Here is a 24,265-nt window from a genome sequence, read left to right as displayed (position 1 = left end):
CGTGGCCCACATTCCCACCGAAGTGCGACGGCAGCAGTTCATCGAGGCTGCCATCGTCGTCATCGCCCGTGTCGGAGTGGACGGTGCGACGACCCGGCGGATCGCCGAAGAGGCTCATGCGCCCCTGGCCACGCTCCACTACTGCTTCCAGACCAAGGAGAACCTGCTCTGGGCGATCTTCGAGCAGCTCGAGGAGACGGTGCGGGCGGACCTCGAGGCCAAGGTTCTCGACGCGAAGACCGCGGCTGACATCTCCGCCGAGCTGCTGAACGAGACCATTCGCCGGGCGGCGTCGCAGCCCGCCGCCAACCGTGCCCAGCTCGAGATCTGGCTCTGGGCCGAGCGCAACGACCAGGCGCTGGCCCGCCGTCAGTACGACGTCTACCTCGACGCCTGGAAGGGCTTCCTGAGGGCGGCCGAGCCCCCGCTTCCCGAGGATCGGGTCGAGACGGTGGCCCGGGTCGTCCTCGGGCTTGTCGACGGGTTGAACATGCAGCTGATCACGCACGGGGACGAGGAGCTGGTGCTCCGCGAGGCCGCCACGGCCACCGCCATGCTGGCGGCGTATCTCGACTGAGGTCCGTGCCCGGTCCGTCTCGGCGCCTGGCCGAGACGGACCGGGCTACGTCCTCAGCCGATCGCGAGCTCGGTACGCCGGCGCGCCCGGGCGCGCGAGAGCAGCACGGTGACGGGGATGAGGGCGGAGAGGACGGCGGCGGTCCAGTACCCCGGTGCGTAGAGATTCTCGGTGGCGACCTCCATCGTCGTGCCGGGGATCTCGACGACGCTCACGCTGAGCACACCGGCCACGATGGCGGTGCCGAAGGCGAAGCCGATCGCCATGCAGGTGCCGGCCATCCCGGAGGCCATGCCGGCCTTCGCCTCGGGAGCGGCCATCTGGACGAGGGTGAAGCCCGCGGCGTAGCCGATCGCGCAGCCGAGGCCGATGACGCCCGCGCCCACGAGGTAGTGCCACTGCCGATCGTGGGCCAGGGCCAGCCAGGCGAAGCCGGCCACGCAGACGAGGGCGCCCGTGATCAGGACGTTGCCGCCGCTGCCACGAGAGACCGGTCCGTCGGCCAGGACGCTGCCGACCAGGAACGTCGCGGCGAACGGAAGCATCAGGATGCCGGTCTGGAGCGCGGAGAGCCCGAGGCCGTACGCCTCGGGGACGGGCAGCGCCTCGGGCGGCACCTGGGTGTAGGTGCTCATCAGGAGCAGGAACGCGGCGTTCACGGCGGCGAAGAGACCGATGCACAGCGATGCGGTGACGACGAAGCGGGACTTGAGGACGGTCGCGTCGAACACGGCTTTGGTGGAGCGGCGCTCCACGCGTACCCAGGCGATGCCGGCGACGACACCGATGCCCAGCGGGATGAGCGCCGCGCCGCCCCAGACGAGCCCCTGGGTCATCGACAGCAGGATGGCCGCGACCCAGCCGATCAGCCACACCGTGCCGAGGATGCCGATGTGGCCCGAGGCCTCGGCCGGAGGGGTGTGCGGGATGGCCGCGAACGAGATGACCGTCGTCGCGGCCGCTGCGACGGTGAGGGTGACGAAGAAGCCCTGGATGGACAGGTTCTCGACCGTCAGGCCACCGCCGATCATGCCGACGACGATGCCGATCCCGGTCGCGATGACCAGGACGGCGACGCCGATGGCGAGACCGCTCTCGCCGAGGTTGCGGCGTAGGAAGCCGAGCGGCAGGAGCTGGGCCGCGCCACCGACTCCCATGACGGCGCAGCCGACCACGAGCGTCAGGTAGGTGTCCCCGATGGCGGGGATGAGGGCGCCGCAGGTCAGGAAGGCCGAAGCGACCACGGCCGCGTTGCGGTCACCGTGGATGTCGGCGACGCGGGGGAGCAGGACGAAGCCTGCTCCGCCGCCCAGGGTGAGCGCGGTGTAGAGCCAGGTGGTCTCGGCGACCGTGTCGAGCCCGTACTGCGCCTGGATGACCGGCAGCAGGGGCGGAAGCACGAAGACGACCGCGTTGGTCAGGACGACCAGGATGGCGCCGATGGCGATGAGCGCCCGCTTGTTGGCGTGGGGGCGCGATGGGGGCGCGAGCTGAGGCGCTCGTTGGGGCTGTGTCATGTCGAATCCGTTCTCATTTGGGCTGGGCCGAGGGGGCGCTGTCCCGAGATGGTTCGAACCTGATCATCTGACTGTGTCGCATGATCATAAGTAGATGTGACCTGCGTCGCAAGGGTTGGTTTGCTGGGGTCTGCTCGCTGCAGACGCGGTTTCCGGTCGCCGTGCCTGCCGGTCGAAGTCCGGAACTGGTGACAGGGTTTGGCTCATGAGCGAAGACGGGGTCGAAGAGGAGGGCGCGCGGCTGCGAGCCCTCGGCGTACGTGTTCGGCAGGGGGCTCGGGACCTGCTTCCGACCACCTCGTTGACGCTGCGCGGTGGAGAGGTTGCGGTGGCTGTGGGGCCGCCGGGAGGCGGGCACACGTCGTTGGCGCTGGCCCTCGCCGGGCGGCTCCGGCTGGATGCGGGCAGGGTCGAGCTGGACGGTGACGCGTCGCCTCGGGCTCTGCAGGCCGCGGTGGCGCTCGTCGATGTGCCAGGGGTCTCCGAACCCGACGAGATGGTGCCGTTCCGCACGATCCTCGGCGAGGAGCTCGCCATGGCGAAGCACAGGCCGAGCGCTGCGGCCATCGACCGCTGGCTGGGGGAGTACGACCTCGGGACCGGCATCACCACGGAGGCGGTCCCGCCGGGACCCCGCCTGGAGATCCTCGCGCGGATGGCGCTGCTGCGGCCGGGCACCCGCCACCTCGTCCTCACCTACCCCGAGCGCCTCGGCCTGCCGGTCGCACGGTGGCTGGACATCGCCGAGGACCTCGCCGGTTCCGAGAGCCGGCCCGGTGTCCTGGTCACCGCGAGCCCTGCGGTCGCGATGCCTGCCGGCGTGCGTACGTTCACCATCGGTCCGACGGAGGAAGCATGAACTCGCTGCGTATCGCCCTGACCGAGCTGCGCCGGATCACGGCCGGACGGCTGGCGAAGCTCGTCATCGTGGCGCTCGTCCTCGTCCCCACGCTCTACGCCGGGCTCTACCTCTACGCCAACCACGATCCGTACGCTCACTTCGATGAGCTCCCGGCGGCTCTCATCGTGGAGGACACCGGGGCCACGACGACCGACGGCACGAAGATCGACGCCGGGCGCGATGTCGCCGACAAGCTCCTGAAGTCGGGCGACTTCGACTGGTCGGAGGTCTCCGCGGCCACGGCGGAGGAGGACATCCGGCAGGGCGACTACTACTTCGCCCTGCGGATCCCGGAGGGGTTCTCGCGGACGCTGACCGGCGCGGAGCGGCTCGACCCGAAGCAGGCGCAGATCCAGGTCATCACCAACGACGCCAACTCCTACCTGTCGACCACGATCGCGACCAACGTCACCGACAAGGTCCGCGACGCCATCGCCAGCGAGGTCTCCGAGCAGGCCGCGGCCAACTTCCTGCTCGGCATCTCCGATCTCCGCTCGGGTCTGGTGAAGGCCGCCGACGGCGCCGCGAAGCTGGAGAAGGGTGCGGGCACGCTGCGCGACGGCGCCGGGAAGCTGGCCACCGGGGCCGGCGACCTCGAGGACGGCCTCAACACCATCGAGAGCAAGGTCGCCGACCTGCCCGCCCAGACGCGCGAGCTCGCCACCGGCGCCCGCAAGGTCGCCGATGGGAACGACCAGATCGCCGCCACCGGGCAGCGTGCGGCGACCGCCGTCGACGACGCCGTGACCGCCTATGACTCGACCCGCGACGACCTCGACGCCCGGCTCGAGGCCGAGGGGCTCGACCAGCAGCAGCGAGCCGACATCCTCGCCATCTACGACCGCGGCTCCGCCCCGCTCGACCGCGTCGACCAGCGCGTCGGCGACGTCTCCGACCAGCTGAACCAGCTCGCCACCGGCGCGGACCAGGTCGCCGACGGCAACGAGAAGCTGGCCTCTGCGATGCCCGATCTGGTCGCCGGGATCTCCACGGCCGCCGACGGCGCCGGCGAGCTCAGCACCGGCGCGACCAAGCTGCGCGATGGTGCCGCCGAGCTCGCCACCGGCGCCGGCGACCTGAAGAAGGGGTTGAAGGACGGCGTCGCGCAGGCGCCGGCCACCGACGAGGAGCTGCGTGACCAGATCGCCTCGACGATCGCCGACCCGGTCGCCATCGACTCGGTCTCCGAGGCGAAGGCATCCTCCTACGGTGCCGGGCTGGCACCGTTCTTCCTCGCCCTGGGCGCGTGGATCGGCGGGTACGTCCTGTTCCTGCTCGTCCGCCCGATCTCGACCCGCGCGCTGGCCGCCAACCAGACGCCGCTCCGGATCGCCCTGGGTGGCTGGATCACGCCGGCGCTGATCGGTGTCGCGCAGATGGTCGTCGTGCTCGTGGTCGTCGGTCTCGCCGTCGAGATCACCCCGGTGAACTGGCTGGGGACGTTGGGATTCCTGCTGCTGATCTCTGCGACCTTCATCGCGATCGTGCACATGCTCAACGCGCTCCTCGGGGCGCCGGGCCAGTTCCTCGGCCTGGTCCTGATGGTCGTCCAGCTCGTCACCGCCGGCGGCACCTTCCCCTGGCAGACGATCCCCGGGCCTCTGCACCCGCTCCACCACGTACTGCCGATGAGCTACGCCGTCGACGGGCTGCGCCAGCTGATGTACGGCGGTCTCTCGGGGCGCGTCGTCGCGGACGCCCTCGTCCTGGCCGCCTTCCTCGTCGGGGCGCTGCTGCTGACCAGCCACGGCGCCCGCCGGCAGCGGGTCTGGACGCCCAAACGGGTGAGGCCCGAGATCGTCCTCTGAGGCGCGCCGTGGCTCGGCGGCAGACAACCGACGGTTGACAACAGACAAATGATGTCTGATGATTTCGACAGGTGGTCACCACGAAGGTGGTGGCGACCTCCGGAAGCAGACCATCGACGGCGTCACCGCCGCGGCCGAGGGCTAAGGGGCCGACGAAACCATGCGCATCACGGGCTATCGCACGCTGACGACGGTGCACGACTGGGGACGTCCCATCGGCGACGTCAACGGCGCCGTCGGGTCGGGCAAGACGGCGGTCCCGATCGTCGTGCTCACCACCGACTCCGGACTGGAAGGCATCGGCCTGGGCCACCATCAGGGGCTCGACGTCGTCTTCCCGGCCCTGGAGGGCGAGGACCCGCGCGCCGTGCAGGCGCTCTACGACCGGATGCTGTCGTGGGTCTTCAAGTCCGGGCACGGAGGCGCGGTGTTCGGGGCGATCGGCGCACTCGACATGGCGCTGTGGGACCTCAAGGCCAAGGCCGCCGGCCAGCCGTTGTGGCGTCTGCTCGGCGGGCGCGACCGGATCGTGCCGGCGTACGCCTCCGGTCTGGACGGGCCGCTGACCGACGACGAGCTGGCCGAGCTCCAGACCCGGTTCGCCGACCACGGCTTCACCGCCGTCAAGATCAAGGGCGGCCTGGACGTCGAAGCCGACCTGCGGCGCCTCCACCTGGTGAGCGACGTCTTCCATGACCGGACGGGCGCCGCGCCCGCGCTGATGCTCGACGCCAACGAGTCCTGGTCACGCAAGGAGGCGGTACGTCACATCGGCCGCCTCGAGGAGTCGGTCGACCTCGCCTGGGTCGAGGAGCCAGTGCGCCGGTGGGACGTCGACGGCCTGACCCGTGTCTCCCAGTCGGTGCGTGCGGCCGTCGCGACCGGCGAGAACCTCACCGGACTCGAGCAGTTCCGGCCGCTGCTGCAGGCCAACGCGGTCGACATCGTGCAGACCGGCAGCGTCTGGGGGATCACCCACTTCCTGCGCGTGGCCGCCCTCGCGCTCGCCTTCGACCTGCCGATGAGCCCGGTGGGCTACAACGCCAACCCCGTCGCCCACGCGGCCACGGTCGTTCCCAACCACCTCTCGCTGGAGGTGCAGGACCTGCATCTGCCCTTCGGCATCGCGTCCGACCAGGAGATCGAGGACGGGCACCTGGTGCTCGGCGACCTGCCCGGTCTCGGCCTGGTCGTCGACGAGGCCGCGATCGAGCGCATGAACGAGGCCGCCGACTGGGGTCGCCACGGCGGCCCCCACGTACGCCCGGAGAGGGCCGGTCGCAGGCTCGTGCGCAAGCCGTCCCTCCACCCGCGCTCCCCGGGTGCCTCCCCACGTTGACCCGCTCGACCCCACGAAAGGACCAGTCAGATGACGTCCCGGACCATGCAGACCCGCGGTTGCGCCGTGGTGACCGGAGCGGGTGGCTCGCTCGGCCGCGCCAGCGCCGTACGCCTCGGGCAGGAGGGCTTCTCGCTCGCCCTGCTCGACCTGGCAGGTGATGCGCTGACCACCACGGCCGCCGAGGTCGAGGCGACCGGAGCCCGGCAGGTCACCCTGCCGACCGACGTCCGCGACGCTTCCGCCGTCGTCGCTGCCCTCGAGCAGGCCGAGCGCGAGCTGGGGCCGCTGGAGGTGCTGCTCAACAACGCCGCGATCTATCCGGCCACGCCGTTCCTCGACATCGCGGTCACCGAGTACGACGACGTGGTGGCGGTCAACCAGCGGGCCTACTTCGTGGCCGCCCAGGCGGCGGCCCGGCTGATGGCGCCGCGGGGGAACGGCTCGATCGTCAACGTCGGCTCGATCACCTTCAGCGGTGGCTGGGACAAGCTCGCCAGCTATGTCTCGACCAAGGGAGCGGCGGTGGCGCTGACCCGTGCGCTCGCGCGCGAGCTCGGTCCGCACGGCATCCGGGTGAACGCGGTCGCCCCGGGTGCCTTCCCGACCAAGGCCGAGGAGATCCACGAGGATCCCGAGGCCTATACGGCCCACGTGCTGGACCACCAGGCCTTCAAGCGGCGTGGTCGCCCCGACGAGCTGGCGGCTGTCGTCGCCTTCCTGGTCGGGCCGGACGCGTCCTTCATGACCGGGCAGACCCTGAACGTCGACGGCGGATGGAACATGCAATGAGCGATCTCGACAGCGGCCTGGACATCTTCGGGCACCGACTCACCCCGCGCGCGCTGCGCGAGCGCACCGGCGACACCGAGTCCGTCGCCGGAGTGCGGCAGGTCGTCCTCGACAACGGCTCCGAGCGCGGCGTCCGTGCGGTGCAGCTGCGCACCTCGGCCGGGCTGGAGCTCGAGGTGCTGGTCGACCGCGCGCTCGACCTCGGCGCGGCCCGGCTCCGGGGCGTTCCCTTCGGGTGGCGAAGCGGCAACGGCTTCCGCCATCCTGGCCTGCACGAGCACCACGACGAGGGCGGTCTGTCCTGGCTGCGTGCCCTCGACGGGCTGCTCGTCTCCGGCGGCCTCGACCACACGCTCTTCGGTGGTGACGTGGATGCTTCGGCGTACAACTATCCGCCCAAGCAGACGGTCAACCACGGCCTGCACGGCCGGCTCACCGCGATCCCTGGCCGGTTGCTCGAGGCCGGCGAGGTGTGGGACGGCGACCGGTGTGTGCTGCGGGTGCGGGGAGAGGTCGTCCAGGCGACGTCCTTCGGTGAGCGCCTGCGCCTGACCCGCACGATCGAGGTCGACTTCGACGGTCTCGACATCCGTCTCCACGACGTCGTCGACAACCTCGGCTTCGACCCGACGCCGCACATGTTCCTCTACCACCTCAACTTCGGCTGGCCGCTGGTCGATGCGGGCACCGAGTTCGTCGCGGCGATCAGCGAGACGCCGTGGCGCTCCGACTCGGTCGCCGAGCAGGGCGTCTCCTACCGCACCCTTCCCGAGCCGCAGCCGCGGTTCGTCGAGCAGGTCCACGAGCACACGCTGGTCGCCGAGGGCGACGGGCGCCACCGGGTCGCGCTGGTCCGCGGCGACGAAGCTCTCGGGGTGGAGGTTTCGTGGGACTCCGCCACGATGCCGCACTTCTTCGAGTGGCAGAACCTCCGCAGCGGTCAGTACGCCATCGGGCTGGAGCCGTCGACGCATGCGGTCGCCGGCGACGCCGCCGCCCGTGAGGACGGGTCGATGACCTGGCTCGAGCACGGCGACTCGCGCAGCTACTCCACCACGATCCGCGTGCTCGACGGCGCGGATGCCGTCCGGGCGTCCCGGGCCGCGATCCGCGCGCTCGGCGACCAGCCCGACTGATCCGCCACCCACCGACGCAAGGAAGAACCGATGACCTCCACACCCCGCATCCTCGAGGGCTACCGCGTCCTCGACTGCTCGATCGCCATGGCCGGCCCGTTCGCCGCGCAGCGGCTGGGCGACCTCGGCGCCGACGTCGTCAAGGTCGAGCCGGTCACCGGCGAGTGGCAGCGCCACGCCGCGGCCGGTGGCGCGCAGGGCAACCGGATCAACGTCTCGTTCCTCTCGCTCAACCGCAACAAGCGCTCGCTGGCCGTTGATCTCAAGAACGTTGCCGGCAAGAACGTTCTGTTGCGGATGGTTGAGAGCGCAGATGTTTTTCTACAGAACTATCGGCCTGGCGTGGCCGAGCGCCTCGGCGTCGACTACGCGACCCTCTCGGCGATCAACCCGCGCCTCGTCTACGTCTCGATGTCCGGCTACGGCGAGGACGGCCCCGACGTCGACCAGCCCGGGCAGGACCTGCTGCTGCAGGCCCGCAGCGGCGCGATGCTCTCGACCGGTCGCCACGGCGAGCCGCCGCAGCCGGCGGGGCAGTACCTCGTCGACGCCGTCACCGCGTCCACCGCGTTCGAGGCGGTCCTGGCAGCGCTGCTCCACCGCGAGCGTACGGGCGAGGGACAGCTGGTGAAGGTGAACATGCTGGACGCGATCACCACCTTGCAGATGCAGGAGCTGTCGGTGTTCGTGGCCGGCAAGGTGCCTCAGCAGCGCAGCGCGGAGCCGCACGCGCACGTCTACATCCGGGCGCCCTACGGCACGTTCAAGACGGCCGACGGCTTCCTCGCCCTCGCCATGCCCGACCTGCCGACACTGGGCAAGGTCATCGACGAGCCCGCGTTCGCCGAGATGAGCTCGGAGGTGCACGGCTGGACCCATCGGGACGAGGTCCACCGCCGCACCGCGGACAGGCTGGTGCTGCGTACGACGGCCGAATGGCTCGACGCCCTCGGCGCGGCCGGCATCTGGTGCGGCCCGGTCCAGGACTACGCGGCCCTGGTCGAGGATCCGCAGATCAAGCACAACGGAACCTTCGTAGAGTACGACCACCCCACCGAGGGCCGGGTCACGACCCCCGGGTTCCCGTACGCCTTCTCCCGCACGCCCGCCGCGATCGACCGGGGCGCTCCACTGGTCGGGGAGCACACCGGCGAGCTGCTCGCGGAGGCCGGCTTCACCGACGAGGAGATCGCGGCACTGGCCGCCGACGGCGTGGTCGCCGAGACCAGCCCCGACCAGCCGGTCGCATGAGCCGGCCGACCTTCCGAGGCCTGACCTGGGACCACCCGCGCGGCCGGGACGCTCTGGTCGCGGCGGCCGAGGCGAGCGACCTGGACCTGACCTGGGACGTCCACCCGCTCAGCGGCTTCGAGTCCACCCCGATCGAGGAGATCGCCGCCCGCTACGACCTCGTCGTCCTCGACCACCCGCACCTCGGCGACGCCCTCGCACATGGCTGCCTGCAGCCGTTCGACGACCTCGTGGGCCACGAACAGGTTGCGGCGTGGGCGGATGCGGCCGCCGGTCCCAGTCTGGCGTCGTACGTCATGGACGGGCTGCTGTGGGCGGTGCCCCTCGACGCCGCGACGCAGGTCGCCGCCACCCGCGCCGACCTGGTGGACAGGGCGCCGCGACTGTGGTCGGACGTAGCCACGCTGTCCCGCCGGGCACCCGTCGCGCTGTCGCTCGCGGGGCCGCACGCCCTGCTGACGTTCTCCTCGATCTGCGTCGCGCTGGGGGAGGAGCCCGGAGGCGCGCGGCGTTTCGTCTCCGGCGAGGTCGGACGCCAGGCACTCGAGCTGATGGCCGACCTGGCTTCGCGGGCGCCGCGCCACACCCTGGATCTCGACCCGATCGGACTGCTCGCCGAGATGACCGAGGGCGACACGATCGCCCACGTGCCGCTCGTCTACGGCTACGTCACCTATGCCGACACCACGCTCGCACGTCGGGTGCGCTTCACCGACGCGCCCATGCTGGCCCCCGGCACGCGTCCCGGCTCCACCCTCGGCGGGACCGGCCTGGCCCTCACCGCACGGTGCCAGGCCACGCCTGAGCTGCTCGACCACGTACGCCATCTCATGTCGGGGCCGGTGCAGCAGGGCTTCATCCCGGCGCACGCAGGCCAGCCGTCGGCACGCTCCGCGTGGACCTCGCCGGCGGTGAACGAGCCGGTCGGCGACTTCTACCGCGGCACCCTGGCGACGGTCGAGCAAGCGTGGGTCCGGCCTCGTCATCCGGGATACGTGAGGTTCCAGACCGAGGCCGCCGAGGTCGTACGCGAGGCCCTGGCCGGCTCGATCAGCATCGCGGCCGCGCTCGGTCGGATCGACGATCGCCACCTGGCCGCCCTCGGCCGCACGAATCCGGAAGGAGCTGCCCGATGACCGCACCCGAGTCGACCTGCCCGGAGGTGCTGTTCGAGCAGCGCGGCCACATCGGCGTGATCACCCTCAACCGGCCCGCCAAGCTCAACGCCGTCACCCAGGAGATGTCCGACGCGCTCGTCGCGCTGGCGCGCTGGTGCAACGAGGCCGACGAGGTGCGGGTCGTGGTGCTCACCGGCGCCGGGGACCGCGCCTTCTGCGCGGGCTCGGACATCGCCGAGCTCGACAAGTACGCCACCCCGTGGGCCTTCCGCAACCGGGAGGACTACTGCGACTCGCTCAAGGTGCTGCGCAAGCCGGTCATCGCCGCGATCAACGGGTACGCCCTCGGCGGAGGCCTGGAGACCGCGCTGATCTGCGACATCCGGCTGGCGTCGACCACCGCGAAGCTCGCCGCCGCCGAGGTGAAGCTCGGCTGGATCGGCGGCGGTGGGATGTCCGCGCTGCTCGACCGCTCGATCGGACCCAGCAACGCCGCGATCATGCTGATGACCGGCGACCCGATCGACGCGCGGCAGGCGCTCGCCTGGGGTCTGGTCAGCGAGCTGCACGAGCCCGCGGCGCTTCTCCCGCGAGCCCTCGAACTCGCCGAGGCGATCGCGAGCCGGGCCCCGATCGCGGTCGAGACCGCCAAGGCCAACCTCGCCGCCGCCGCCAACATGCCTCTGGAGCAGGCGGTCACCTACGAGCGCGACATCCAGACCGTCTGCTTCGCGACCGCCGACGCCGCCGAGGGCCGCGCCGCGTTCGCCGAGAAGCGGGCACCCCGATTCGTACGAGCCTGACCGGAGGACCACCGATGACCGCCACCACCGACTGGGGGCCCGATCTGGCCGCCACCCTGCCCGCCGCCCGACCCGCCGATGGCGCCGTCCCCACGCTCGTGGGGCGCGTCTGGGACCCGGCGGCAGGTGGCCCGAGCGTCGTCGTCGTGCGGGACGGCGCTGCGTACGACGTGAGCGGGAGGTACGCGACGGTGCGCGACCTCTGCGAGCAGATCGACCCCGCCGCCGCGGTGGCCGACGTGCCCGGCGAACCGCTGGCCACGGTGGCCGATCTGCTCGCCAACACACCGCCGGAGGGCCGCGACGCCACCCGCCCCTGGCTGCTCGCGCCGGTCGACCTGCAGGCGGTCAAGGCCGCCGGGGTGACCTTCGTGGTCTCGATGCTGGAGCGGCTCATCGAGGAGCGTGCTGGGGGTGAGGCCGACGCCGCGGCCACCGTGCGGGCCGAGATCACCGCGGCGATCGGCGGTGGGCTCGACGAGCTGGTCCCCGGTTCGCCGGAGGCGCTGCGGCTCAAGGAGGTGCTGCGCGAGCGCGGCATGTGGAGCCAGTACCTCGAGGTCGGTATCGGGCCCGACGCGGAGATCTTCACCAAGGCCCAGCCGCTGTCCGCGGTCGGCACCGCGACCGAGGTCGGGGTGCTGGCCGCGTCGCGCTGGAACAACCCCGAGCCGGAGGTGGCTCTGGTCGTCGCCTCCGACGGCCGGATCGTCGGGGCCACCTTGGGCAACGACGTCAACCTGCGCGACGTCGAGGGCCGCTCGGCGCTTCTGCTGCCCAAGGCCAAGGACAACAACGCCGCCTGTGCCGTCGGCCCGTTCGTACGCCTCTTCGACGACGGCTTCACCCTCGACCACGTGCGCGCCATGACGGTCTCGCTCGAGGTGCGCGGCGAGGACGGCTTCGAGATGCTGGGCACCTCCTCGATGCGCGCGATCAGCCGCGATCCTGCGGATCTGGTCGGCCAGCTGATCGGCCCGCACCATCAGTACCCCGACGGGGCTGTGCTGCTCCTCGGCACCATGTTCGCGCCCTCCGATGACCGGGACGAGCCCGGCATGGGGTTCACCCACCACTCGGGCGACGTCGTCCGGATCTCCGCACCCGAGCTCGGCACCCTCGTCAACCGCGTCCGGGCGAGCGAGGAGTGCGCGCCGTGGGACTTCGGCGTCGCCGACCTGATGCGCAACCTCGCCGGAAGGAACCTGCTGTGACCGTCCTGTACTCCCACAACCCCGCCACAGGCGAGGAGATCCCGACCGAGCTGCAAGCCACCACCACCGAGGAGGTCGACCGGATCGTCAGGGAGGCGGAGGCCGCCTTGACGGCCCTGGCAGCGCTGGGTCGTGGGGGCCGCGCCCGCCTGCTCGAGGCGATGGCCGACCGGCTCGATGGGGGTCGCGACGGGCTCGTCGAGACCGCGATGTCGGAGACCGGGCTGGCCCGGCCCCGGCTGGAGGGCGAGGTCGGCCGCACCATCTTCCAGCTGCGTCTCTTCGCCGAGGCCGTCCGTGAGGGCAGCTTCCTCGAGGCCGCGATCGACCACGCAGGTCAGACGCCGCTGGGCCCTGCCCCCGACGTACGCCGGATGCTCGTGCCTCTCGGCCCGGTCGCCGTGTTCGGGGCCAGCAACTTCCCGCTCGCCTTCTCGGTGCCGGGTGGCGACACCGCCTCCGCGGTCGCGGCCGGGTGCCCGGTCGTGGTCAAGGCGCACGAGTCGCACCCGCTGACCTCCCAGCTCGCCTTCGACGCACTGCGTGCCACGGTCGAGGACCTCGGGCTGCCGCCCGGGACGATCGGTCTGGTCCACGGTCGCGAGGCCGGCGCCTCCCTCGTCGTGCACCCGCTCGTCAAGGCGGTCGGCTTCACGGGCTCGCCCGCCGGTGGACGGGCGCTGCTCGACCTGGTCAACGCCCGCCCCGAGCCGATCCCGTTCTACGGCGAGCTCGGCAGCCTCAACCCGCTCGTGGTCACTCTCGGTGCCGCCGCGGCTCGCGGGGCGGCCATCGCCCAGGGCCTCGCCGCCTCGATCACCGGGTCGGGCGGGCAGCTGTGCACCAAGCCGGGACTGGTGTTCGTGCCGGCCGGGGAGGCCGGCGACCGGCTCGTCGAGGAGCTGGCCGCGATCCTGGCCGAGTCGATCGCACAGCCGTTGCTCAACATCGGCATCGCGAGCTCCTACCGCGAGATCCTCGGCCGCCTCGCGTCGACGCCCGGCGTCGCCTCCGCCGTGACCGCGCAGGAGCAGAGCGAGCCCGCATGGGCCGCCGCGGGCCTTCTGGTGACCGGCCCGGCGGAGCTTCCGGAGATCCTCGAGGAGTGCTTCGGCCCCGCCGCCGTCGTCGTGAGGTACGCCGACGAGGCCGACCTCGTCGCGGCGCTCAAGCAGGTGCCCGGATCCCTCACCGCGTCCCTCCACTCCGAGCCCGACGAGTCCGCGCTGACCCGACGAATCGTCGCGGCGGTCACCCCGCTCGCCGGACGCCTCGTCTTCAACGGCTTCCCCACCGGCGTACGCGTCTCCTGGGCGCAGCACCACGGCGGCCCGTGGCCGTCCACCAACACCCTGCACACCTCGGTCGGCGTCACCGCCATGCGCCGGTTCCTGCGCCCGCTGGTGTGGCAGGACGCGCCGGAGCACCTGCTTCCCGAGGAGCTGCGCGACGGCCACACCGGCACTCCGCGTCGCATCGACGGCACCCTGCACGCCTGACCCACCCGAGGCGTCACCCGCGTCGGCCGAGAGGTCGCCCGCGTCGGCCGAGGGGTCACCCGCGTCGCCCGAGACGGCAGCGCTGTGCCAACTCGGTCGACGTACGTGACGCCTCGGCGCTGCTTGCTCGTCACCTCGTCCGAGAGGTCACCCGCGTCGCCCGAGAAGTCACCCGCGTCGCCCGAGAAGTCACTCGCGTCGCCCGAGAAGGCAGTGCCGTGTCAGCTCGGCCTACGTGCGTGACGCCTCGGCCGACTTACGTGACGCCTCGACTGACGTACGTGACGCCTCGGCGTTGCTTGCCTGGTCACCTCGGCCGAGAGGTCAGCCGCGCAGGCCGAGTCGGCAGCGCTGTGCCAACTCGACCTGCGTGCCTGACGTCTCGCCCGACGTACGTGACGTCTCGGCCGGCGTGCCTGACGTCTCGCGCGACGTAGGTGACGTCTCGACATGGGTTGCTCTCCACGTCGGCTGAGACGTAGGCTTTGCGCAAACGATTGATCGCGCGAGGGGGAGTGGCGATGCAACCGGAGGATCTGCCTCTCGCCGGGACCGTGGTCCTGGACTTCAGCCAGTTCTTGGCGGGCCCCGTCGCGGCGTTGAGGCTGGCGGATCTGGGCGCGCGGGTGATCAAGGTCGAGCGGCCCCGCACCGGCGAGATCGGCCGGACGCTCGCGTTCGCGGGTCGCTCGGCGGCCGGGGACACGCTCTCGTTCCATGCCATGAACCGCAACAAGGAGGCGGTGGTCGCCGACCTCAAGGACCCGGACGACCTGGATCGGGTGAAGGACCTCGTCGCTCGCGCCGACGTACTCATCGAGAACTTCCGGCCCGGGGTCATGGAACGCATCGGCCTCGACTACGCGAGCGTGCGCGAGCTCAACCCGGCGCTGGTCTACGCGAGCGCCTCGGGCTACGGCGACACCGGGCCCTGGGCGAGACGGCCCGGCCAGGACCTCCTGGCCCAGGCGGTGTCAGGGGCGACGTGGCTCGCCGGCGCGGACCGGCCGATGACGATCGGCCTCTCCCTGGCGGACCACCTGATGAGCTGCCACCTCGCCGAAGGCGTGACCGCACTGCTCGTACGCCGCGCCCGCACCGGCCGCGGTGGGCTGGTGGAGACCAGCCTGCTCGAGGGCATGCTCGACCTGCAGGCCACGCTGCTGATCCGCCCCGAGAGCGACGACGAACCTCGCCCCTCGTCGACATCCGCCCCGGCACCCAGCGGGATCTTCGCCACGAAGGACGGCTACGTCGCGCTCGCCGGAGCACCCCTCGACGAGCTCGCGACCGCCTTGGGCGACGCGGACCTGGCCGCAGGAGCCGAGGACCGGCCCGACCGGGTGAGCGACCGGATCGCCGCCGCCCTGGCCCGCGACACCACAGCCTCCTGGATGGACGCGCAGACCGACCACGAGGGTGCCTGGATCGCACCGGTGCTCACCCTCGAGGAGCTGCTCGCCTCCCCGGAGTTCGCCGCGCTCGAGATGACCCAGGAGGTCGAGCGCTCGGCCCCGGATCCGGGCGGCACGCCTGTGACCCTGACGACCACCCGGAGCCCCATCCGCGTCGACGGCGAGATCCTCCGCCATCGCCGGGGCGCGCCCCGGCTCGGCGAGCACGGCATCCTGCGCGACGGCGCCGACCCGCTCGGAGCCGATCCGCTCGGGGGTGACGCGCATGGCCGATGACGGCCGACCGGCTCCTGCCACGCCGGAGCAGTCGAGTCCCAAGACGCCGCTGCCGGGCAGAGCTAGGCTGCGGCCCATGGCCACCCTCGGCGATGTCGCAGCCCTTGCCGGCGTCTCGATCTCCGCTGTCTCGCGGGTGCTCAGCGACGCGCCGTCGGCGCGGGTGAGCGAGGCGACCCGCAAGCGGATCGTGGAAGCGGCCAAGGATCTCCAGTACCGCCCCAACTTCGCCGGTCGCGCGCTCAAGTCGGCGCGAACGCAGGTGGTCGGCCTGGTGGTGCCCGACCTGACCAACGCCCTGTTCACCGAGCTCATGCACGGAGCCGAGGACGAGGCCGCCGAGAAGGGCTACACCCTGCTGCTCGGCCGCGCCGATGACGTACGTCCCGGGGGCGAGATGATCGCCCGGCTCATCGGTGAGGGGCGCGTGGACGGCATGGTCATCCAGGTGGGCGACGGTGTCGCGCCGGCGGGGATGGGGGAGCTGTTGGCCTCGGGCGCTCCGATCGTGCTGATCAACTCGACCTACCCGGGACACGTCGGCTCGGTAGCCCTCGACGACCGCACCGGTGCCCGGATCGCCACCCAGCACCTCATCGACCTCGGTCACGAGCGGATCGCCTTCGCCAACGGCCTGCCCCGCTCGTTCACGGCGAAAAGGCGCCGGGTCGGCTACAAGGAGGCCCTCGCAGGGGCCGGCCTCCCGGTCCGACAGGACTACGAGACCCGTGTCGGCTACACCGCCGACAACGGGCGCACCGCGCTACGAAGGCTGATGGAGCGGCACCCGAGGCCGACCGCGATCGTGGTCGCCAACGTCAACGCCGCGGTCGGCCTGCTGGCCGCGGCGCGCGCTGACGGGATCCGGGTCCCCGAGGACCTGTCCGTGGCCACCGTGCACGACTCCTGGACCGCGGAGAACACCTGGCCACCGCTGACCGCGGTCAAGATGCAGTTCTACGACATGGGACGCGCGGCGGTACGCAGCGTGGTCCGCCGCATCGAGACCGGGGAGATGGCCGACGAGATGATCGCCGACCCCGCCCCCGAGCTCGTCGTGCGGGAGTCCACCGCACCGCCGCGCTGACCGGTCAGGGCTCCCGTACGAACGTGACGTAGCTGGATCCGCCCTGTCCGGAGACTCCCGAGTTGCCGCCGAGCGTGAGCGTGCCGGCCGGCACCTCCTTCCGGAAGAGCACCATCTGCCGGTCGGTGGTGCCCAGCGTCGACGACGTACGGGTCCAACCGCCGTCGGTGAGCCATCGCGGCCACCACACGCCCTCGCCACGGTCGTCGAATGCGACCCACACCGTGGTGGGTTCGGCGATCTCCAGGGTGAGGTACTGCTCGGAGACGACCTTGGAGTCGTCGTTGGCGCCCCTCACCATGATCGTCCCGGCGAGCTCGTCAGGCAGGTCGTCGACGACGTACGCGCGATCCGCGTAGATCGGCGCGCCCTCCTGCGCGCGCAGCATGGCCCGCAGCTTGCTCGGGGCGAGCACGCGCACGGCGTCGCTGACCACCTGGGGCGTGCTCGTCGCGACACCGTACGTCCTGGAGCCCAGCTCCAGCGGGGCCTGCGCCGCCGAGCCACCGAGCGCGACGAAGCGATAGCTCGCTCCGGCCGGCGTGATCCGGTAGGACGCCCCCTCGGTGGTGGCGAAGCGGAGGACGTCGCCCGAGCCGTGCTCGACGAGCCGGCCGCGAGCGTCCCGCACCTCGACCCGCTGACCGGGCCACGGGTTGGCCACCGTGAGCCGGTCACGGCTCCCGGCCTCGATCCCGACGAGGGTGGGCTCGCCGTCCCGCACCTCGACGGAGACCCGGTGCCCGCCCGGGACCTGGACGGTGCCGGTGACGCTCCACCCCTCCGGGATCGACGGGGCGACCCGCACCGTCCCGTGGTCGTCCTGCACGAGGGCGTCCTGGACCGTGGAGGCCACGACGGCGTTCCAGGTGTCGTAGAAGCCGCCGCCGCGCAGCGGGTCGTGGTTCTTGCTGTGTGCGGCGAAGCCGTTGTCGAACACCTGGAAGTCGCTCGTGCCCTGCTCGAGCAGGTCGACCATGTCGTCGGCACGGTGCAGCCAGGCGGCCTGTTGGGCGTCCGAGGCCCACTCCCGGGTCTGGTCGAACACGCGCGTGGTGAAGGTGTCGTGAGCGATCTGGTCCTCCGCGCCGACCACTCGCCACGGCCAGATCGCCTCGAGGTCGGGGTTCTGGGTGTTGTGGTCCTCCTCGTCGGTCGCGGACCAGGCGATCACGTCCTTGCCGTCGCGGACCGTCGTCGGCAGCTCGGGGAGCCGGGGGATCGCCGCCTCGATCTGCTCGGCGAGGCGCACGTCTCCGTGCTCCTTGGTGACCTCGGCCAGGAACGGGAAGATGGTGCGCATGCCGGCCACGTCAGGTGTCGGGTCGGTCGTGTCCCACTGCGTCTCCAGCGCGTTGACGTGGTGCAGGTGCAGCCGCCCGTCGTCGCCCTCCTCCAGAACCGAGAGGTAGAACTCGGCGACGCCCTCGAGCAGCGGATAGGCACGGCGCAGGAGGTCCCGGTCGCCGGTGTAGTCGGACTGGAGACGTACGTTCTCGACCAGCTCGGCCCCGGTCGAGAGGATGCGGTTGAGCCACGAGGGCTCCATCGAGCTCACGCATGCTTCGGCGGTGCCGTCGTACACCAGGAACTCGGGGACGCAGATCCCGTCGGCCTCCGGCCAGTTCTTCCGGGTCCACGCCTTCATCTCCTCGACCCTGTCGAGGTAGAGGTCGAAGTACGGGTCGTTCTGGTCGGCGGTGCCGGCGCCCAGATTCGCCCACACCGGCTGCCGCAGGTTGAAGTGCCACCACGCGTCCGAGGACCAGTGGATGTCGTCGCGGTACGAGGACCAGAGGCTGGTCACCCCGCCGTGGCTGGCCGGCACGGCGCCGCCGCTGGAGGCCTTCGCGACGTAGAGCTGCATGGCCCGGAGCGCCTCGAAGTAGCGGGCGGATCCGTCGGCGCTGTCCAGGCGCATGGGCGCCGCGCCCTCCCAGTAGCGGTGCCACTCGTCGAGGTGGTTCCGCTGCGGCTTCGACGGAAGCCGGGTGGCAGCGGCCGCCGAGCGGGCCACGTCCTCCCCGGCCCACGACGGGACGCCGAGCACGATGCGGAACCTCCCGTCGGCACCCGGGCGGAACTTCAGCCGTACGCCGAGATCGTCGACGACCTCGGCCCGCACGTCGCGTGCCTGGGCGGTCAGCGCGGCCAGCTGCCCGGTGGAGCGGCCGTTCGACTCGTCGGTGAAGGTCTCCGCGACGACAGCCGTGTCACCGTGGGCCCACACGGTCGGCGTACGGCCCTGCCACAGGCCGAGCTCGGCGGTCTGCTGCTTGTCGGGGTCGGCACCTTCCACCTCGACGACGAGCTGGTCGGCGTCGGCGCGTACGTAGCTGCGCACCGTCATGCCGTTGCCGCGTTGGGTGAGCGTCGCGTCGTGCAACGAGAGGCGACCGCGGTAGTCCTCGGCGGAGGAGAGGTCGTAGAGGCCCGGCAGCACCAGCTGGCCGGCCGACTTCAGCTCCGGAAAGGTGTCCCCACGGTTCAGCTGGGCGGTCCAGCCGTTGGCCGCCCAGACGCCGGCGCCGAGCTCGCCGTTGGCGAGTGGCACGGCCTGGTCGGCACGCCATGGTGCCGTGGCGAGGACGAGGTCGGAGCGCGACAGCAGGTCGGCGGTGTCGACCCGGAGGGCGTCGTGGAGCCAGGCCGAGGTGGTTCGCGACGCCGCGGCCGTCCTGTCGGCCGCAGTCGCTGGGGATGCGGCGAACAGGGCCGCCAGCATCGTGAGAAGTGTGGTCAGGGTGAGCAGGGAACGAGTGGGGTGCATGCGTCTTCTTCCCGAGCCGGCTCCCGGTCGGGGAGCGTGTCGGCCACTGAGTGAGATCAATCGTTTGAGTTGCTCAATCGTTTGAGTGACATCGGTCACTTTGGCGCGCCCGGCGGTTGTCCGTCAAGGCCGACGGGCGATCATGGAAGGCGCTTTCCGTGGTCTGGCGAGAAGAACGAATCAAACGATTGACCATCTGGAGGATCCGGTCTAACGTTTGAGCAAACGTGTTGTGCGTCACAGTGCATCCGCTCGGGACACATCGTCGAAGGAGCCATGTCCATGAAGCGAAACCCACTCGGTTCACGTCACCGGGCCGCCCTGGTGGCCGCCGTGACCCTGCTGACCGCCACAGCGCTGGCCGCCTGTGGCTCCGGCGGGGGGAGCGATGCCGCAGGCGAGAAGACCGACTCCGGTGGCGCGATCACCGTCTGGGTCGACCCGCCGCGCGTGCCCGCGGCGAACGCCTTCAAAGAGGCCTACCCCGACATCGACATCAAGATCAACCAGATCGACGGGACCGTCGGCGGCAAGTCTCTCCAGCAGCAGTTCGCCCAGTTCAACGAGGCCGGGAAGGGCTGGCCGGACGCCATCTTCTTCCCCTCGAACGACGACATCGCCTGGGCCTCCGGTGCGCAGATCGACTACACGCTCGACCTGAGCGACCAGCTGCCCGACGTGCTCGACGGCTACGAGGGATCGATCAACGCCGCCTGCGAGATCGACGGCCAGGTCCGGTGCCTGCGCAACGACGCGGCACCCGACGTGTTCTGGTACAACAAGGCCTTCTTCGACGCCAACGGCTACGAGGTGCCGAAGACCTGGGAGGAGTACGGCGACCTGGCCGTCAAGATCGCCGCGGAGCACCCGGGCAAGATCAGCGGCTTCACCGGCGACGCGTACGCCCCCGACCGCTACCTGTGGGGGTCGGGCTGCCCGACCAACGACCGACAGTCCGAGACCGTGGTCCACATCGACACCTCGGACGCGAAGTGCACCCGGGCGGTGGACCTGATCGACACGATGCTGGGCGGCAAGGCTCTCTCGACCGTCGGCATCTTCGACCCGGACGCGGCCAAGGTCGGCAAGGACCTGGTCATGAGCCCCGGTGCCGCATGGTGGGGGGACTACCTCTTCAACCAGACCTGGAAGATCCCGGCCGGTGAGATGACCGCCGTGGAGCCTCTCGCGTGGGACGGTGAGAGCGAGCCCTCCACCGGCAACGAGGGCGGGGGCCTCTGGGGCGTCTCGAACCACATCACGGGCAAGCAGCTCGAGAACACGCTGACCTTCGCCGAGTTCGTCGCCACCGACCCGAGGTGGCAGGTCGAGCTCTCCACCGGTCTGCCGGCGTACGGTCCCGTGCAGGACGCGTGGGCGGAGAAGCAGGCCAAGGCGAACTACTTCGCCGACAACGAGGCCACGTTCGAGGCGATGAAGAAGGCCAACGACCACGTCGTCGACGGCCACGCCTACATGCTCTACAACACCGGAGCGGTGTGGACCGAGACCATGGCCGCCGCTCTTGCCTCGGGAGGCGACGTCGACCAGGCCTGGACGTCCTTCGGGGAGGAGCTGGTCAGCCAGGCGAAGGCGATGGGCTACACGGTCGAATAGCCGGCCGCGCACGAGTCCCTTCGGCCCGGAGCGTCCGGGCCGAAGGGATGCCATCCCAGTCAGATCGGGGCCTCACGGTGGCCCGGACACATCGGAGGAGCAACATGTCGACCGCCTTGATGGAGGACATCGCCACCTCGCCGCCTGAACCGGGCGCGCGGCGTCGTCCCCGACGACGCGTGGCGCGGCCCAGCGAGACGCGTGGCGCCTGGGTGCTGATGGCGCCGTACCTCGTCCTGCTGATGATCGCGGGCATCATCCCGGTCGCGTACGCGGTGAAGACATCGCTGGAGAAGGCGCCGACGCCGCTGGACCCCACCGGGGGTTTCGGGGGCGTGGACAGCTTCAGGACGGTCATCACCGACTACCGGTTCGTCGACACGTTCGTCAACATCTTCGCGACCCTGGTGGTCTGGCTTCCGATCATGACCATCGGCATCGTCGGGCTGGCTCTGCTGGTCCACGCCAGTCCCGGATGGTTCGGGTCGTCGATGCGGTTCATCTACTACATCCCCGGGGCTCTGGCGGGCGTCGCCAACCTGGTGCTCTGGGTCTACCTGCTCAACCCGAGCCAGTCCCCGATCGAGGGGTTCTGGCAGGCGCTGGGCATCGACACCATCAAGCAGGCGGTCGCCGGGCCCGGGAACCTGCCGTTCATCCTGGCCGTGATGATGTTCTTCCAGGGCGTCGGTCAGTGGGTCATCGTGGTCAACGGCGGCCTCAACGGGATCTCGGAGGAGACGCTCGAGGCAGCGCGGCTCGACGGCGCCAACGAATGGCGGCTGGCCTGGCACGTGAAGCTGCCGATCATCCGGCCGTGGATCGGGTACGCGGTGCTGATGAACCTCGCCTACGGGTTCCAGCTGTTCCTCGAGCCACAGCTGCTCGACCAGGTCGCCAGCAACGCACTGGACGATCATTGGACGCCCACCCAGCTGGGGTACGCCTTCGCCTTCAGCAACTACAACTTCCCCGCAGCCGCCGCGATGTCGCTGATCCTGCTCGTGATCACGCTGGGGATCGGCCTGCTGGTCGTCTTCCGGACCGGCCTGTTCGGCGAGGAGGAGCACCGATGAGCCAGACCACCGTGGCCGGGCGCCGCGCGCCCGGGGCGAAGCGAGGCATGTTCGACTGGAGCGTCGGCAAGACCGCGCGCGTCGTCACCATGCTGTTCGTCGCCTGCATGTTCATCCTGCCGATCACCGGCTTCATCGCGATGGCGTTCCGGTCCAACGAGGGTGTCGCAGCCGGGGCGGGCGGACCGTTCGGCTTCGGCGACATGTCGTGGGACAACGCCCAGTACAGCTGGTCGCAGGTCAACGGGTTCGGACCCGGCGGCGGTGGGCTGTACACCCGCTGGCTGTTGAACACGCTCGCCGTGGCCGGCGGGGGCGCCCTGCTGGCTGTCATCGCCGCGCTGCCGGCGGGATACGCGCTGGCCCGGCTCCGGTTCCGCGCCCGCCGGGCCGTCCTCCTGATCACCCTGATCACGATGGTGATGCCGAACACCGTGCTGGTCATCCCGATCTTCCTCGAAGTGAATGCCATCGGCGCGGTCGGCGAGCTCTGGCCGGTGGGGCTGATCATGGGCTTCTTCCCGTTCGGGGTCTACCTGGCCTACATCCACTTCATGACCACGATGCCCCAGGAGCTCGTCGAGGCAGCCCGGATCGACGGTCTCGGCGAGGTGTCGATCTTCTGGCGGGTCGCGCTCCCGATCTCCCGCCAGGCCGCGGTGCTGGTCGGCTTCTTCGCCTTCGTCGCCAACTGGATCAACTTCTTCCTGCCGCTGGCGCTGCTCTCCTCCAACCAGAACAACCAGACCCTCCCCGTCGGGCTGCAGCAGCTGATCGGCGCCAGCCCGTTGTTCAACCCGACCGTCGCCGCAGGGCTGGACGTGAAGCTCTACATGCCGCAGCTGGCCCTGGCGACCTTCATCTCGATGCTGCCGCTGCTGATCGTCTTCCTCGGCGCGCAGAAGTTCCTGATGCGTGGCGAGACGATGGGTGCGGTGAAGGGCTGATGGCCCCGCACCCGCCACCGGAGCTCGACCCGCACCCCGGCTACTCGGCCGAGATGCCGGCGACGCCGCGTCCGATCGTGCTCGTGGGCGCCGGCGGGATCGTCCGGGACGCTCACCTGCCGGCGTACGCGAAGGCGGGGTTCGAGGTCGCCAGCATCACCGACCTCGTCCCCGAGCGGGCGCGCGAGCTCGCCGGACGCTACGACATCGGCGCCGTGCACGAGAGCGTCGCGGACGCGGTCCGGTCGGCACCGGCCGACGCGGTCTACGACGTCGCCCTTCCGCCCGAGGCACACGTCGAGGTTCTCGAGCAGCTGCCCGACGGGGCAGCCGTCCTGCTGCAGAAGCCCTTGGGGAACCACCTGGCCGAAGGGGTCCGCACCCGTGAGGTGTGCCGGCGCAAGGGCCTGGTGGCGGCGGTCAACACCCAGCTCCGGTTCGCGCCGTACGTCGTCGCTGCTCGCGAGCTCATCGCCGCCGGCACGATCGGGGAGCTCTACGACATGGAGGTCCGGGTCTCGGTGCGGACCCCGTGGGAGATGTTCCCCTACGTACTCGACCTGGACCGGCTCGAGATCAACATGCACAGCGTCCACTACCTGGATCTGGTGCGCTCCTTCCTGGGAGACCCGACCGGCGTGCACGCCGTCACCGTGCGCCACCCCGAGAAGTCGCACGCCAACAGCCGCTCCGACATCGCGCTGAGCTACGCAGAGCGACCGATCAGGGTCGTCGTCTCCACCAACCACGACCACCACTACGGACCCCGGCACGAGGAGTCCTTCGTCAAGTGGGAGGGCACCCGCGGCGCCATCCGGGCACAGCTCGGCCTGCTGCTGGACTACCCGCGCGGTGGCGAGGACTCCCTCGAGCTGGTCACCGACGATCGGCTCGAGGATGGCTGGCGGCCGGTGCCGTTCGAGGGGTCCTGGTTCCCCGACGCCTTCATCGGCTCCATGGCCGTGGTCCAGCGCTTTCTCGAGGGGTCGATCCCGTCGCTGCCCACCGGGGTCGAGGACGTCTTCCGCACCATGGCGGTCGTCGAGGCGGCGTACACGGACGCAGCCCGCGGTGGAACGCCGCCGCCCTATGACCAGTAGCCACCCGTCCCCGCCTGGTTCG

General features: G+C 70.9%; 19 protein-coding genes. 17 read left to right on the top strand and 2 right to left on the bottom strand.

Annotated features, from left to right (window positions below):
- The first annotated feature begins 1 nt into the window (after position 1).
- Positions 2–577 carry a TetR/AcrR family transcriptional regulator gene (locus tag ACIRON_RS18990; RefSeq protein ID WP_402994378.1) on the top strand — a complete coding sequence of 192 codons (576 nt, stop codon included), beginning with the start codon at positions 2–4 and terminating at the stop codon, positions 575–577.
- Positions 578–630: 53 nt separating this feature from the next.
- On the opposite strand, the gene ACIRON_RS18985 is transcribed toward ACIRON_RS18990, so the two are convergent.
- A complete protein-coding gene (locus tag ACIRON_RS18985; RefSeq protein WP_402994376.1) occupies positions 631–2,094 on the bottom strand; it encodes an MFS transporter in 1,464 nt (487 codons plus the stop codon).
- A gap of 205 nt (positions 2,095–2,299) precedes the next feature.
- Here ACIRON_RS18985 and ACIRON_RS18980 point away from each other — a divergent pair, with 205 nt between their 5' ends.
- The 12 genes from ACIRON_RS18980 to ACIRON_RS18925 all read left to right on the top strand — a co-directional run bounded on the left by ACIRON_RS18980 (position 2,300) and on the right by ACIRON_RS18925 (position 16,733).
- Entirely contained in the window at positions 2,300–2,953 is a 654-nt protein-coding gene (locus ACIRON_RS18980) for a hypothetical protein (protein ID WP_402994374.1), read from the top strand.
- Positions 2,950–4,803: a YhgE/Pip family protein gene (locus ACIRON_RS18975; protein ID WP_402994372.1), complete on the top strand. Its 1,854-nt coding sequence runs from the start codon at positions 2,950–2,952 to the stop codon at positions 4,801–4,803. The genes ACIRON_RS18980 and ACIRON_RS18975 overlap by 4 nt, the downstream gene beginning before the upstream one ends.
- Before the next feature lie 160 nt (positions 4,804–4,963).
- Entirely contained in the window at positions 4,964–6,142 is a 1,179-nt protein-coding gene (locus ACIRON_RS18970) for a mandelate racemase/muconate lactonizing enzyme family protein (RefSeq protein ID WP_402994370.1), read from the top strand.
- 30 nt (positions 6,143–6,172) lie between these two features.
- Positions 6,173–6,934 carry an SDR family NAD(P)-dependent oxidoreductase gene (locus ACIRON_RS18965; protein WP_402994368.1) on the top strand — a complete coding sequence of 254 codons (762 nt, stop codon included), beginning with the start codon at positions 6,173–6,175 and terminating at the stop codon, positions 6,932–6,934.
- Positions 6,931–8,070 carry an aldose 1-epimerase family protein gene (locus ACIRON_RS18960; RefSeq protein ID WP_402994366.1) on the top strand — a complete coding sequence of 380 codons (1,140 nt, stop codon included), beginning with the start codon at positions 6,931–6,933 and terminating at the stop codon, positions 8,068–8,070. The genes ACIRON_RS18965 and ACIRON_RS18960 overlap by 4 nt, the downstream gene beginning before the upstream one ends.
- Before the next feature lie 30 nt (positions 8,071–8,100).
- Positions 8,101–9,321 carry a CaiB/BaiF CoA transferase family protein gene (locus ACIRON_RS18955; RefSeq protein WP_402994363.1) on the top strand — a complete coding sequence of 407 codons (1,221 nt, stop codon included), beginning with the start codon at positions 8,101–8,103 and terminating at the stop codon, positions 9,319–9,321.
- Positions 9,318–10,457, top strand: a complete 1,140-nt coding sequence (locus tag ACIRON_RS18950) for a hypothetical protein (protein WP_402994361.1) — start codon at positions 9,318–9,320, stop codon at positions 10,455–10,457. The genes ACIRON_RS18955 and ACIRON_RS18950 overlap by 4 nt, the downstream gene beginning before the upstream one ends.
- Positions 10,454–11,242, top strand: a complete 789-nt coding sequence (locus ACIRON_RS18945; RefSeq protein ID WP_402994359.1) for an enoyl-CoA hydratase/isomerase family protein — start codon at positions 10,454–10,456, stop codon at positions 11,240–11,242. The genes ACIRON_RS18950 and ACIRON_RS18945 overlap by 4 nt, the downstream gene beginning before the upstream one ends.
- Positions 11,243–11,256: 14 nt before the next feature.
- On the top strand, positions 11,257–12,456 hold the full coding sequence (locus ACIRON_RS18940; protein WP_402994357.1) for a fumarylacetoacetate hydrolase family protein: 1,200 nt from the start codon (positions 11,257–11,259) through the stop codon (positions 12,454–12,456).
- Positions 12,453–13,955 (top strand): aldehyde dehydrogenase (NADP(+)), encoded by a 1,503-nt coding sequence (locus ACIRON_RS18935; protein ID WP_402994355.1) that lies wholly within the window; start codon positions 12,453–12,455, stop codon positions 13,953–13,955. The genes ACIRON_RS18940 and ACIRON_RS18935 overlap by 4 nt, the downstream gene beginning before the upstream one ends.
- 521 nt (positions 13,956–14,476) lie before the next feature.
- Entirely contained in the window at positions 14,477–15,646 is a 1,170-nt protein-coding gene (locus ACIRON_RS18930; protein WP_402994353.1) for a CaiB/BaiF CoA transferase family protein, read from the top strand.
- 76 nt (positions 15,647–15,722) lie between these two features.
- Positions 15,723–16,733, top strand: a complete 1,011-nt coding sequence (locus ACIRON_RS18925) for a LacI family DNA-binding transcriptional regulator (RefSeq protein ID WP_402994351.1) — start codon at positions 15,723–15,725, stop codon at positions 16,731–16,733.
- Positions 16,734–16,737: 4 nt separating this feature from the next.
- On the opposite strand, the gene ACIRON_RS18920 is transcribed toward ACIRON_RS18925, so the two are convergent.
- Complete coding sequence (locus ACIRON_RS18920; protein WP_402994349.1) at positions 16,738–19,503, bottom strand: glycosyl hydrolase family 95 catalytic domain-containing protein; 2,766 nt, start codon at positions 19,501–19,503, stop codon at positions 16,738–16,740.
- Positions 19,504–19,785: 282 nt separating this feature from the next.
- Here ACIRON_RS18920 and ACIRON_RS18915 point away from each other — a divergent pair, with 282 nt between their 5' ends.
- The 4 genes from ACIRON_RS18915 (at position 19,786) to ACIRON_RS18900 (ending at position 24,243) form a co-directional block, all read left to right on the top strand.
- Positions 19,786–21,120: an ABC transporter substrate-binding protein gene (locus ACIRON_RS18915; protein ID WP_402994347.1), complete on the top strand. Its 1,335-nt coding sequence runs from the start codon at positions 19,786–19,788 to the stop codon at positions 21,118–21,120.
- A 104-nt stretch (positions 21,121–21,224) separates the two neighbouring features.
- On the top strand, positions 21,225–22,196 hold the full coding sequence (locus tag ACIRON_RS18910; RefSeq protein WP_402994345.1) for a carbohydrate ABC transporter permease: 972 nt from the start codon (positions 21,225–21,227) through the stop codon (positions 22,194–22,196).
- Positions 22,193–23,143, top strand: a complete 951-nt coding sequence (locus ACIRON_RS18905; protein WP_402994343.1) for a carbohydrate ABC transporter permease — start codon at positions 22,193–22,195, stop codon at positions 23,141–23,143. Before ACIRON_RS18910 ends, ACIRON_RS18905 begins: the two co-directional genes overlap by 4 nt.
- Positions 23,143–24,243, top strand: coding sequence for a Gfo/Idh/MocA family protein (locus ACIRON_RS18900; protein ID WP_402994341.1), 1,101 nt, complete (start codon positions 23,143–23,145; stop codon positions 24,241–24,243). Before ACIRON_RS18905 ends, ACIRON_RS18900 begins: the two co-directional genes overlap by 1 nt.
- The last annotated feature ends 22 nt before the right edge of the window (positions 24,244–24,265 follow it).

It is taken from the genome of Nocardioides sp. NPDC101246, from assembly GCF_044767415.1.
Classification (GTDB): Bacteria; Actinomycetota; Actinomycetes; order Propionibacteriales; family Nocardioidaceae; genus Nocardioides.
The sequence above is the reverse complement of the archived record's forward strand: the minus strand, read 5'-3'. Positions and strand labels throughout refer to the sequence as shown.

Bases quoted from the DNA above. Each gene is read 5' to 3' on its own strand.
- ACIRON_RS18985 (WP_402994376.1), bottom strand. From the start codon at position 2,094: ATGACACAGCCCCAACGAGCGCCTCAGCTCGCGCCCCCATCGCGCCCC.
- ACIRON_RS18905 (WP_402994343.1), top strand. From the start codon at position 22,193: ATGAGCCAGACCACCGTGGCCGGGCGCCGCGCGCCCGGGGCGAAGCGA.
- ACIRON_RS18925 (WP_402994351.1), top strand. From the start codon at position 15,723: ATGGCCACCCTCGGCGATGTCGCAGCCCTTGCCGGCGTCTCGATCTCC.
- ACIRON_RS18945 (WP_402994359.1), top strand. From the start codon at position 10,454: ATGACCGCACCCGAGTCGACCTGCCCGGAGGTGCTGTTCGAGCAGCGC.
- ACIRON_RS18955 (WP_402994363.1), top strand. From the start codon at position 8,101: ATGACCTCCACACCCCGCATCCTCGAGGGCTACCGCGTCCTCGACTGC.
- ACIRON_RS18970 (WP_402994370.1), top strand. From the start codon at position 4,964: ATGCGCATCACGGGCTATCGCACGCTGACGACGGTGCACGACTGGGGA.
- ACIRON_RS18900 (WP_402994341.1), top strand. From the start codon at position 23,143: ATGGCCCCGCACCCGCCACCGGAGCTCGACCCGCACCCCGGCTACTCG.
- ACIRON_RS18920 (WP_402994349.1), bottom strand. From the start codon at position 19,503: ATGCACCCCACTCGTTCCCTGCTCACCCTGACCACACTTCTCACGATG.
- ACIRON_RS18930 (WP_402994353.1), top strand. From the start codon at position 14,477: ATGCAACCGGAGGATCTGCCTCTCGCCGGGACCGTGGTCCTGGACTTC.
- ACIRON_RS18950 (WP_402994361.1), top strand. From the start codon at position 9,318: ATGAGCCGGCCGACCTTCCGAGGCCTGACCTGGGACCACCCGCGCGGC.
- ACIRON_RS18960 (WP_402994366.1), top strand. From the start codon at position 6,931: ATGAGCGATCTCGACAGCGGCCTGGACATCTTCGGGCACCGACTCACC.
- ACIRON_RS18910 (WP_402994345.1), top strand. From the start codon at position 21,225: ATGTCGACCGCCTTGATGGAGGACATCGCCACCTCGCCGCCTGAACCG.
- ACIRON_RS18915 (WP_402994347.1), top strand. From the start codon at position 19,786: ATGAAGCGAAACCCACTCGGTTCACGTCACCGGGCCGCCCTGGTGGCC.
- ACIRON_RS18975 (WP_402994372.1), top strand. From the start codon at position 2,950: ATGAACTCGCTGCGTATCGCCCTGACCGAGCTGCGCCGGATCACGGCC.
- ACIRON_RS18965 (WP_402994368.1), top strand. From the start codon at position 6,173: ATGACGTCCCGGACCATGCAGACCCGCGGTTGCGCCGTGGTGACCGGA.
- ACIRON_RS18940 (WP_402994357.1), top strand. From the start codon at position 11,257: ATGACCGCCACCACCGACTGGGGGCCCGATCTGGCCGCCACCCTGCCC.
- ACIRON_RS18980 (WP_402994374.1), top strand. From the start codon at position 2,300: ATGAGCGAAGACGGGGTCGAAGAGGAGGGCGCGCGGCTGCGAGCCCTC.